Annotated in this window: 9 protein-coding genes and 1 pseudogene; 3 read left to right on the top strand and 7 right to left on the bottom strand. The window is 72.2% G+C overall.

The window, feature by feature from the left end; all coding sequences use genetic code 11:
• Positions 1–1,760: aldehyde dehydrogenase family protein (locus ACXJKG_RS14915; protein WP_456846531.1), on the top strand; the 1,760-nt coding region annotated here is incomplete at its 5' end.
• Between the two features lie 79 nt (positions 1,761–1,839).
• Here the strand turns inward: ACXJKG_RS14915 and ACXJKG_RS14910 are convergent.
• The 5 genes from ACXJKG_RS14910 to ACXJKG_RS14890 form a co-directional block, all read right to left on the bottom strand.
• Positions 1,840–2,880, bottom strand: a complete 1,041-nt coding sequence (locus ACXJKG_RS14910; RefSeq protein WP_456846530.1) for a LacI family DNA-binding transcriptional regulator — start codon at positions 2,878–2,880, stop codon at positions 1,840–1,842.
• Positions 2,881–3,038: 158 nt separating this feature from the next.
• Complete coding sequence (locus ACXJKG_RS14905) at positions 3,039–3,953, bottom strand: carbohydrate ABC transporter permease (protein WP_456846529.1); 915 nt, start codon at positions 3,951–3,953, stop codon at positions 3,039–3,041.
• A complete protein-coding gene (locus ACXJKG_RS14900) occupies positions 3,950–4,957 on the bottom strand; it encodes a carbohydrate ABC transporter permease (RefSeq protein ID WP_456846528.1) in 1,008 nt (335 codons plus the stop codon). The genes ACXJKG_RS14905 and ACXJKG_RS14900 overlap by 4 nt, the downstream gene beginning before the upstream one ends.
• An 87-nt stretch (positions 4,958–5,044) precedes the next feature.
• Positions 5,045–6,349, bottom strand: a complete 1,305-nt coding sequence (locus ACXJKG_RS14895; RefSeq protein ID WP_456846527.1) for an ABC transporter substrate-binding protein — start codon at positions 6,347–6,349, stop codon at positions 5,045–5,047.
• Between the two features lie 287 nt (positions 6,350–6,636).
• Positions 6,637–7,155 (bottom strand): DUF2505 domain-containing protein, encoded by a 519-nt coding sequence (locus tag ACXJKG_RS14890; protein ID WP_456846526.1) that lies wholly within the window; start codon positions 7,153–7,155, stop codon positions 6,637–6,639.
• 99 nt (positions 7,156–7,254) lie between these two features.
• On the opposite strand from ACXJKG_RS14890, the gene ACXJKG_RS14885 reads away from it, so the two are divergent.
• Positions 7,255–8,736, top strand: coding sequence for a sensor histidine kinase (locus ACXJKG_RS14885; RefSeq protein ID WP_456846525.1), 1,482 nt, complete (start codon positions 7,255–7,257; stop codon positions 8,734–8,736).
• Positions 8,737–8,810: 74 nt separating this feature from the next.
• Here ACXJKG_RS14885 and ACXJKG_RS14880 read toward each other — a convergent pair whose 3' ends face one another.
• Positions 8,811–9,059 (bottom strand): WhiB family transcriptional regulator, encoded by a 249-nt coding sequence (locus tag ACXJKG_RS14880; protein WP_123370111.1) that lies wholly within the window; start codon positions 9,057–9,059, stop codon positions 8,811–8,813.
• A 399-nt stretch (positions 9,060–9,458) separates the two neighbouring features.
• Between ACXJKG_RS14880 and ACXJKG_RS14875 the strand changes: the two genes are divergently transcribed.
• Positions 9,459–9,854 carry a hypothetical protein gene (locus ACXJKG_RS14875; protein WP_456846524.1) on the top strand — a complete coding sequence of 132 codons (396 nt, stop codon included), beginning with the start codon at positions 9,459–9,461 and terminating at the stop codon, positions 9,852–9,854.
• Here the strand turns inward: ACXJKG_RS14875 and ACXJKG_RS14870 are convergent.
• A pseudogene (locus tag ACXJKG_RS14870) lies at positions 9,836–10,685 on the bottom strand (hypothetical protein); the annotation flags it as partial. The gene ACXJKG_RS14875 and the pseudogene ACXJKG_RS14870 overlap by 19 nt on opposite strands.

Below are 10,685 nucleotides of genomic sequence, written 5' to 3'. Positions count from 1 at the left end.
CCGCCCAGCCGGCCTGGGCCGCGACGGCGCCCGCCGACCGGGCCGTCGCGCTGCACGCGGTCGCGGCCGCCCTCGAGGACGCGCGTGCCGACCTGGTCGCCACCATGGTCCACGAGGCCGGCAAGACCGTCGCCGAGGCCGACCCGGAGGTCAGCGAGGCCGTCGACTTCGCCCGGTACTACGCGGAGCGCGCCGCCGAGCTCGCGGACGGCGTCCTGCCCGGGGCCGTGCACCGACCCTCCGGGCTCACGGTGGTGACCCCGCCGTGGAACTTCCCCGTCGCGATCCCGGTGGGCTCGGTGCTGGCCTCGCTGGCCGCGGGCAGCCCCGTGCTGGTCAAGCCCGCCCCGCAGGCGCCGCGGTGCGGCCAGGTCGCGATGGCGGCGATCCAGCGGGGTCTCGACGCCGCCGGGGCGCCTCCCGGGATCCTCACCGTCGTGCTCAGCCCGGAAGGGGACGTCGGTCGCCGGCTGGTCACGCACCCCGACGTGGCCCGCGTCGTGCTCACCGGGTCGATCGAGACCGCCCAGCTGTTCGCCGGCTGGCGGCCCGACCTCGACGTCCTCGCCGAGACCTCTGGCAAGAACGCCCTGGTCATCACGCCGTCGGCGGACGTCGACCTCGCGGTCGCGGACCTGGTGCGCAGCGCGTTCGGGCACGCGGGCCAGAAGTGCTCGGCCGCCTCGCTCGCCATCCTCGTCGGCTCCGCGGGCCGCTCCGACCGCCTGCGCCGCCAGCTCGCCGACGCCGTCGCGTCCCTGCGGGTCGGGCCGGCGACCGACCTGGGCACCGCGGTCGGGCCGCTGACCGAGCCGGCGTCCGGCAAGCTGCTGCGTGCGCTGACGACGCTCGACCCGGGGGAGTCCTGGCTGGTGCAGCCCCGGCAGCTCGACGACGAGGGCCGACTGTGGAGCCCCGGCGTGAAGCACGGCGTCGCGCCCGGCTCCTGGTTCCACACCACCGAGTGCTTCGGGCCCGTGCTCGGCATCATGCGCGTGGAGACGCTGGACGAGGCCATCGACCTGCAGAACGCCGTGGCGTTCGGCCTGACCGGCGGCCTGCACTCGCTGGACGAGGGCGAGATCGACCACTGGCTGGACCGGGTCGAGGTGGGCAACGCCTACGTCAACCGGCACACCACCGGCGCGATCGTGCAGCGCCAGCCGTTCGGCGGCTGGAAGGCGTCGACCGTCGGACCCGGCGCCAAGGCCGGCGGACCGCACTACGTCGCGCAGATCGGCCGGTGGCAGGACGCCCCCGACGTGCCGCAGGACGACGCCGGCTGGCTCGCGTGGGCCGCTCGCGACGACGCCCGGGTCTGGTCCGGCGACCTCTCCCTCGAGCACGACCCGTCGGGCCTGCGCGCCGAGGCGAACTTCCTGCGCTACCGGCCGGTGCCCGGGCTCGTGCTGCGTGTGGGCTCCGACGCCCGCGACCGCGACGTCGCCCGGGTCCGCCACGCCGCGGCCACCGCGGGCGTGCCCGTCACCGTGAGCGACGCGAGGACCGAGCCCCACGAGGCGTTCGCGGACCGGGTGCGCGCCGGGTCCGTCACGGGTCGGGTCCGGGTGGTCGGGTCGGCGCCGGGCCTGCGCGAGGCGGCGGCGACCCGCGTCGGGCAGGTGACCGTGCTCGACGGCCCGGTCCTCGCCAGCGGCGCGCGGGAGCTGCTGGCGGTCGTCCGTGAGCAGGCGGTGAGCCGGACCCTGCACCGCTTCGGCCACGTGCCGCCGACGGCGGCTGACCGCACGGACCGCTGACGGCACAGAGGCCCGGCGGGATCTCCCACCGGGCCTCTGGTGCGGCGCGCTCCCGCTGCGCCGCGCTCTGACGCTCCCGCTACGCGGACGCCCTGATGACCAGCTCGGGGGCGAAGATCAGCGGCGGCGACGGGGGCGCGCCGTTGAGCTGGTCGAGCAGGCGGGCACCCGCGGCACGCGCCATGGCGACGACCGGCTGGATCACGCTGGTCAGCGGGGGAGTGGTCGACGCGGCGACACCGAGGTTGTCGTACCCGACGACCGCGACGTCCCCGGGGACCTCCTTGCCGTGCTCCGCCAGCACGCTCAGCGCGCCGGCGGCCATGAGGTCGGAGGCGATGAAGATCGCGTCGACGTCGGGGAACCGCGACAGCAGCTCGCGCGCCGCGATGGTGCCCGAGGCCATGGTGAAGTCGCCGTACACGACGGCGTCGTCGTGCAGCCCGGACTCGCGCATCGCGTTGCGCCAGCCCGTGAGGCGGTCGATGCCGGCCGACATGTCCGCCGGTCCGGCGATCGTGCCGATGCGCCGGCAGCCGCGGTCGATGAGGTGCTGGGTGGCCAGGCGACCGCCCTCGACGTTGTCGGTGTCGACGTACTGCACGTCCCGCTCGTCGGCGGACAGCGGCCGGCCCACGAACACGTTGGGCACGTGCGAGACCTGCAGGGCGCGGTCGAGCTCGTCGTTCGCGTGGTGCGAGACGACGATCGCGCCGTCGACGTGCCCGTTGCGCAGGTACCGGACCGTGCGCTCGCTCTCGCCGGGGCGGGCGATCACGAGGACGACCTGCACGTCCGAGTCGGCCAGCGAGGTGCTCAGCCCGTTCAGCGTGCCGGCGAAGAACGGGTCCGAGAGCACGCGCTCGTCGGGCTCGGGAACCACGAGCGCGATCGAGTCCGTGCGCTTGGTGACCAGCGAGCGTGCGGCGCGGTTCGGGGTGTAGCCGAGGTCGGCCACCGCGGCCTCGACCGAGGCGAGGGCCTCGGGAGACACGCGCAGGCCGCCGTTGATGGCGCGGGAGGCTGTCGAGCGCGAGACACCTGCGCGCTCGGCGACCTGCTCGAGCGTCGGCGCGGGGGGCCGCGCTGGGTCCACGCGGACCGGGATGTTGTCGACCACCGTTGGTCTTCCCTCCTGTGGCTGCCGGAGCAGCGATGACGAGCTGGTGATGAGAAGGGCGGGGTGCTCGGGGAGCACCCCGCCCTTGCCATCGGCCGGACGACCGGGCCGATCAGAGACCAGATCGTCCGAGACGTGCCGTGGACAGTCTGCGGGCATCAGCCCTTGACGGCACCCTGCATGATGCCGGCGACCAGCTGACGGCCGGCGACGAAGAACAGGATGATGAGCGGGATCGTGGAGACGGTGACGCCCGCCATGATCAGCGACATGTCCTTGAAGTACGACGCCTGGAGCAGCTGGATGGCCACCGGGAGCGTCGGGTTCTGCGGACCGAGGACGATGAACGGCCAGAAGAAGTTCGTCCACGAGGCGACGAACGTGAAGAGGCCGAGCATGACGGCCGCCGGGCGCGCCGCCGGGAGGGCGATGTGCCAGAACGTCCGGATCATCGAGGCGCCGTCGACGCGCGCGGCCTCGACCAGCTCGTACGGCAGCGCCGACTCGAGGTACTGCGTCATCCAGAAGACGCCGAACGCGGTGACCAGGCCCGGCACGATGACGGCGATGAGCTTGCCGGTCCAGCCGAGCTGCGACATCACGATGAACAGCGGCACGATGCCCAGCTGCGTCGGCACGGCGGTGGTGGCGATGACGAACACGAGCAGGCCGTTGCGGCCGCGGAAGCGGAGCTTCGAGAACGAGAAGCCCGCGAGCGTCGAGAAGAGCACCACGGAGAGCGCGGTGATCGTGCCGACGATGATCGAGTTGCCGAGCGCCTTCCAGAACTGGATGTCGCCGTTCAGCACCTTGCTGACGTTGTCGAAGAACTCGCCCTGCGGGATCAGCGACGGGATCGGGTGCTGCGCGATGTACGCCGAGTTCGACGACGCGAGCAGGAACGCGTAGTACAGCGGCGCGATCGCCAGGACGACGGCGACGGCGAGCAGGGTGTAGGTGACCCAGCCCGGACGACGTTCGGACCCGGCGGCCGTCGAGCGGCTCCGCCCGGCGGCACGCGCGGCGCCGCGGCCGGCCGTCTGCCGGATGACCGGGAGCGAGGGGGCGCTCATCGGGARACCTTCTTCCGCTTGGCCGACGACGTGTCGGACGAGATCCGCCGCGTGATCGAGAAGTTGATGATGCCGATCAGCACGATGATCAGGAACAGGATCCAGGCGACCGCGGACGCACGTCCGAAGCTCTTCTGGTTGCCCCAGCCCAGCTCGTAGATGTACATGGTCGTCGTCATCCACTGGCGGCTCGGGCCACCCTGACCGGTCTGGTCGAACAGACGCGGCTCGTCGAAGATCTGCAGGCCACCGATGGTCGAGGTGATGACGACGAAGATGATCGTCGGACGCAGCATCGGGACGGTGACGGAGAAGAACTGCCGCACCCGGGTGGCACCGTCGAGGACGGCGGCCTCGTACAGGTCGCGCGGGATCGCCTGCATCGCGGCCAGCAGGATGAGGGTGTTGTACCCGGTCCAGCGGAAGTCGACCATCGTGGCGATGGCGATGTGGCTGGGGAAGATCTGCGCGTGCCAGCCGATCGGGTCGATGCCGACGTAGCCGAGCACCGTGTTGATCAGACCGGACTTGTCGGCGAACAGCTTGCCGAAGATGAGGCTGACGGCGACCGGCGCCACCACGTACGGCAGCAGGACACCCATGCGCCAGAACGTCCGGGCGCGCAGGTTCGCGTCGAGGAGGGCCGCGAGCACGATCGCGATGATCAGCTGGGGGATCGTCGACAGGAAGAAGATGCTGAACGTGTTGCGGATGCTCTTCCAGAAGTTGGGCTCCTGGAGCACGAACAGGTAGTTCTGCAGCCCGACGAAGTCACCCTTGCCGCCGATGAGGTTCCAGTCGTGCAGCGACACGAAGGCGGTGTACGCGAGCGGGAACAGACCGGTCAGGCAGAACAGCAGGAAGAACGGCGAGATGTAGAGGTAGGGCGAGACCTTGACGTCCCAGCGACCGAGGGTCTGGCTGAACCCGACCCGGCGCGGCACGCGCTCGGAGCCAGGCTGCGGACCGCGGTCCAGCTGGGGCGGGGTGGTGGAGGTGACCATCAGGAGTCCTTCGTGCTGGTGGGCAAGGAGCCTACGCTGGCGGGGCCGGGCCGATGGGAGACCCACCGGCCCGGCCCCWGGCTAGGGTCAGCCGAGAGCGTTGACCGCGCCCACGAAGGTGTCCCACTGAGCAGCGGCGTCACCACCGTTGACGTCGACCTCGGTCAGAGCCGACTGCATCGCGTCGTTGACGGCGAAGTAGTTCGGGCCCTTGAAGGGGGCGATGATGCCGACGGCGCGGTTGGCCAGGATCTGGCCGGCCGGGGCGTYGTTGAAGAACGCGTTCGTGGAGCTGAGCAGCTCGTCCGAGGACAGCGCCTCGGTCTGGCTCGGGAACGTGCCCTTGTTCTTGTAGGCCTGGAGCTGCTGCTCCGGAGCCGTCAGCCAGGCGGCGAACTTCTTCGCCTCCTCGGTGTGCTTGCCCTGGGCGGGGACCGTCATGAACGAGCCGCCCCAGTTGCCGGCGCCGCCGGGGAAGACGTCCGCGATGTCCCAGCCGGTCACGCCGGCCGAGTTGCCCTCGATGACGCCGAGCATCCAGCCCGGAGCCAGCATGGTCGCGAAGCCGTCGTTCTGGAACGAGGCGGTCCAGTCGTCGCTCCACTGGCCGAGGTGGGCCGACAGGTTGTCGGTCACGGACGCCTTGGTGACGGCGTCGTAGATGTCCTTCACCTCGGGGTTCGTGGCGGCGATGATCGTGCCGTCGTTCTCCTCGTAGGCGTTCGGGACCTGGTTGATCATGCCCTGGTAGATGGCACCAGCGGCGTCGAAGAACGGCTTGCCCGTGGCGGACGTGTACTGCTTGCCCACGTTGAAGTAGTCGTCCCACGTGGCGTCCTTGCCACCGAGCAGCTCGGCGACGGCGGCGCGGTCGGTCGGGAGACCGGCAGCGGCGAACAGGTCGGAGCGGTACGCGATGGCCTCGGGGCCGATGTCGGTGCCGTAGCCGAGCAGGACGCCGTCGGGCGTGGTGGCCTGCGCGACCTTCCAGTCGAGCCAGCGGCCGTCGAGCGCCGGGTCCGTCAGGTCGACGAACTTGTCCGGGTACTGCATGAGCTCGGGGAGCCAGTCGATCTCGATCATCTCGACGTCCGAGGCGCCCGAACCCGACGCGAGGCGCGTGTTCAGGTTGTCGCGGGCCTCGTTCGAGGTCGCGGCCTTCTTGTTCTCGATGGTGATGCCAGGGTTGGCGTCCTCGTAGGCCTTGAACATCTCGTCCGTGTAGCCAGGCTCGTTGAACGTGCCGAGCGTCAGCGTGATGTTCTCGGGCGCGGCGCTGTCCGAACCCTCGTCGCTGGGCGTGTCCGAGCTGCCGGAGCAGGCGGTGGCGAGGAGGGCGATGCCCGTGACCCCCGCCGCGGCCGCCCACATCTTGCTTGTGGTCTTGCGCACTGTGACTCCCTTGTCAGTCGGACGGCGTCCTCGCCGTACCCCTAGGGCACCCGTCGGCCGCTCGCCGCAGGGGGCGCGTACGGACGTCGGGTTGGGCCGTGTGGACCCGGCGTGGACACGTTCCCATCCGCAGTGATGCKGGAGCGTTCCCACGCGCTGCGGATACTGTCGTCGGCGGCCCCCCGGGTGTCAAGGAGGCCGGGCCGTGTTTATGGCGTGGTAGCGATCCCACACCGACGTTTCCGCAGGTCAGAGCGATATCCGCCCCGCGCCGTGTTACCGAATCGTTACGGCTGTGGCGCCTGTCCGTGACCAGCGATCCAGCGACGCGCCACGTCCTGCTCGACCTCGAGCGCGGACCGGATGGCGCCGGCGGTCGCCTGCTCGACCGCGGAGCCGAACAGCGGCACGCTCGCGCGCAGGTCGCCGTCGTACAGGACGGTGGTCGACCCCACCGCGGTCGGGGTCAGGGCGGTCCGTCCGCTCAGTCGCACGGGCGCGCCGGCGATCTCGACCACGACGGTGCCCACTCGCGCGCCGTCGGCTCCCGGTGCCTCCCACGCCTCGACCTGCCGGACGTCGATCCGCGTCCCGACGAAGCCGCGCAGGTGCGCCGGGATCTGGTCGGTGGGCAGCGCGCGGCGGGTGGTCACCGTGAACGCGCCGTCGGCGGACCCCGTGATGTCGACGTGCTGCTCGAGCGCGCCGGTGGCGAGGACCTTGTGGTGGACGTACTCGGGATCGGCCAGCAGTCGCGCCGCGGCGTGCGCGTCGGTGGGCAGGTCGAGCGTCACGCTCAGTCGCACGGCAGGTCCTTCGGAGGTCGGGGTATGGGTCCGAGGCTATCTGCCCACGTCCTGGCCGTCCTACCCGTACCGTCGTCGGCGCCACCTACCCTGGTCCCCGTGTCCACGCTGAGCACCCTCGCCGCTCGTCACGCCGCGCTCGAGCCGCACGACCTCGAGTGGCTGCACCTGCTCGTCGGCGACTGGCAGGTGCTCTCCGACCTCGCGTTCGCCGACCTCGTGCTCTGGCTGCCGACCGACGACGGTGACTTCGTCGCGATCRCCCAGTGCCGGCCCTCGACCGGCGCCACCGTGCACTACGACGACGTCGTCGGGTCGAGCGCGCCCGAGGGTCAGCGGCCGCAGCTGCAGCGCTCCCTCGACGAGCGGGCGGCCCAGCGCTCGCGCGAGCCGCGCTGGTTCGGCTCGTACGCCGTGCGCGAGGAGGCGGTCCCGGTGGTCCGGCGGGGCAAGGCGATCGCCGTGCTCGCGCGCCAGACGAACCTGGGCGGGGCCCGCACGCCCAGCCGCCTCGAGCTCAACTACGTGGAGGCTGCCGACGACATCTTCGCGATGGTCGGTCGCGGCGAGTTCCCGGCGCCCGACGCCCCGACCGGTCCCCGCCGCGGCGCGCCTCGCGTCGGSGACGGGCTSGTGCGCCTCAACTCCGAGGGCGAGGTSCTCTACGCSAGCCCSAACGCCCTGTCCTGCTTCCACCGSCTSGGGGTSGTSGGYGACCTCGTCGGRCGCKCSCTGGTCGAGGTCACGGCCGAGCTSATCGAGCAGCACGACACCGTCGACGAGTCGATGCCACTGGTCCTCATGGGCCGGGCGCCGTGGCGGGTGGACGTCGAGGCCCGCGGCGTGGCGCTCTCCCTGCGGGCCGTCCCGCTCACCGAGCACGGCCAGCGCGTGGGTGCGGTGCTGCTGTGCCGCGACGTCTCGGAGCTGCGCCGCCGGGAGCGCGAGCTCATCACCAAGGACGCGACGATCCGCGAGATCCACCACCGCGTGAAGAACAACCTGCAGACCGTGGCGGCGCTGCTGCGGCTGCAGTCGCGGCGGGTGGACTCGCCGGAGGCCAAGGAGGCGCTCGGCGAGGCGATGCGGCGGGTGGCCACGATCGCGCTCGTGCACGAGACGCTGTCGCAGACGCTCGACGAGAGCGTGCCGTTCGACGACCTGGTCGGCCGGAGCCTGCGCCTCGCCGCCGACGTCGCCACCGAGGGCGCACACGTCCGCACGCTGGTGCGCGGGTCGTTCGGCTCCATCCCGGCCGAGGACGCCACCGCGCTCGCCCTCATCCTCACCGAGCTGGTGACCAACGCGGTCGAGCACGGGTTCGAGGGTCGGGAGTCCGGCACGGTCGAGGTMATCGTCGACCGGCAGGACGACCAGCTGCGGGTCGAGGTGGCCGACGACGGCTCCGGCCTGCCGACCGAACGGGGTGCGGGCACCGGGCTCGGGACGCAGATCGTCTCGACGCTCGTCACCAACGAGATGCGGGGGACGATCGAGTGGACCGGCCGCGAGGGCGGCGGGACCTCGGTGGTCATCGAGGCCAGGCTGCGGGCGCCGCGGGACGCCGCGTCGCTGATCTGAGGCGCGCGTCCTCGCCGGCCGTGCATGACTCGGCCCCGCCACCCGAGGGGTGACGGGGCCGGTGGAGCGAGAGATCAGCTGGCGCGGCGCTGGCGCGCGGTGCGGCGCTTGAGGGCGCGGCGCTCGTCCTCGGAGAGCCCACCCCAGACGCCGGCGTCCTGACCGGTCTCGATCGCCCACTTGAGGCAGGTGTCGACGACGGGGCACCGGCGGCAGACGGCCTTGGCCTCGTCGATCTGGAGCAGCGCGGGTCCGGTGTTCCCGATGGGGAAGAACAGCTCCGGGTCCTCGTCGAGACACGCTGCGCGGTGGCGCCAATCCATGATTTCTCTCCTAGGCACACGTCGAGCCGGCACCCGGGGGTCAGGGCGCGCGTGTCTGAACGTGAGATCGGGGGTGGGTTTCTTGCTTCGTCAAGGCTCGCACCGGTATGGAGACTGCACAAGGGGTTACGGGAAGGTTTCATCTCCGTAACGACTGAGGCGTTCGTCACACCTGTGATTCACCCGTGCGTGGCCTGAGCCCGCATGTTGATGCAGGTGAGGGGCATTGTCGGACAAATGTCCAGGTCAACACGCCGGTTTCCAAGGGTGATCGCCGTCACGTCGTGGCGTGAGACACCTTCTGGGCGTGGTAGTGCATCCCGCGTCCGGGGTGGGGATCGACCCAGGTCAGGAGGGGTGAGGGGTCGATCGGACCCTCCCGTGCCTAGGCTCCTGCGTGTGACCGACCGCCGCCCCGCCCTGCTCCTCGCCGTCTGCCTCCTGGTGACCCTCGAGGCCGCGGCCTTCCTCGGGCTCGGCATCGCCTGGGCCACCGACGTCGTCCGGGGCGCCGCGACCCTGCCCGCGGCGAGCCTCTTCCTCGCGGCGTTCGGCGTCGGCATCGCCCTGCTGCTCCTGCTCGCCGCGCGCGGCCTCTGGCGGGGCCGGCGCTGGGCCCGCTCGCCGGTGATCATGTGGCAGATCCTGCTCGTCGTGCTCGCGCTGGGCTGGCTCGGGGCACAGACCTCGGCGTGGGCGGTCGTCGTGCTCGTCGTCGCGACGCTGGTGGGGGTCGGGCTGCTGCTCCCCCCGGTCGTGGCGGTCACCGCGCGCCGTCAGGACCCGGTCGAGTAGACCTGCACGACCACCGCGTCCCGCCCGCGCAGCAGCACGCCGCGCCCGGCCGGACGGCGGCTCGGGTCGACGCACCAGGCCGCACGCGGACCCACCAGCTCGGCCGAGGCGGGGTCGTGGACGTCGAGCACGAGCGTGCGTCGTCGGCGCAGCAGGGTGGGGACGACGCCGCGGAAGGCCTGCACGGCGGACGCCGACGTGACCGCCGCGACCACCGCCGCGGTCTCGACCGACGCGAGCAGCTCGCCGAGCGAGGGGTGGCTGCGTTCGAGGTCGTCGAGGTCGTCGACCAGCAGGACGGCCGGCTCGCGCGCCTCCCGGCACGCTGTCGGCAGGTCGTCGGGCCCGACGTCACGGACACCTGCACGGGGCGGCCGGGCGTCGACGGACGGGTCGACCAGGCGCAGGACAGGGTGCCCCGCCCGGGCGAGCGCGCCCCCGACGCCGTCGAGCGCCGTGCTGCGGCCCGAGCCGGGCGGACCTGCCACGAGAAGCCCGTGAGCCAGGTCCACCCACACGGTCTCCGCGTCGTCGCYGCCGATCCCGAGGGCGACCAGGAGCGGGTCCGCGGGGGCGACCGACACCGCCTGTGGATCGGCGCGGTCCGGCAGCGAGCGCACGAGCACCGGTCGGGCGCCGCCCGTTCGTGGTCGCGCGGGCGCGGGAGGCGGGTCGCCCGGGAGCGCCACCTGGCACAGCTCGGCGCCGGCAGCGTGGACGTGCACGGCCTGACCGGGCACGGTCCGGCGACCGGCCAGCGCGGTGGGCACCCCCGCGAGGGCGTCGAGCGTGGGGTCGGGCACCGGCAGCACCAGGCGCTGCGCGAACGCG

Source organism: Cellulomonas sp. P5_C6 (genome assembly GCF_054049635.1).
Note: the sequence above shows the minus strand (reverse complement) of the source record. Positions and strands in the feature narration are given on the sequence as shown.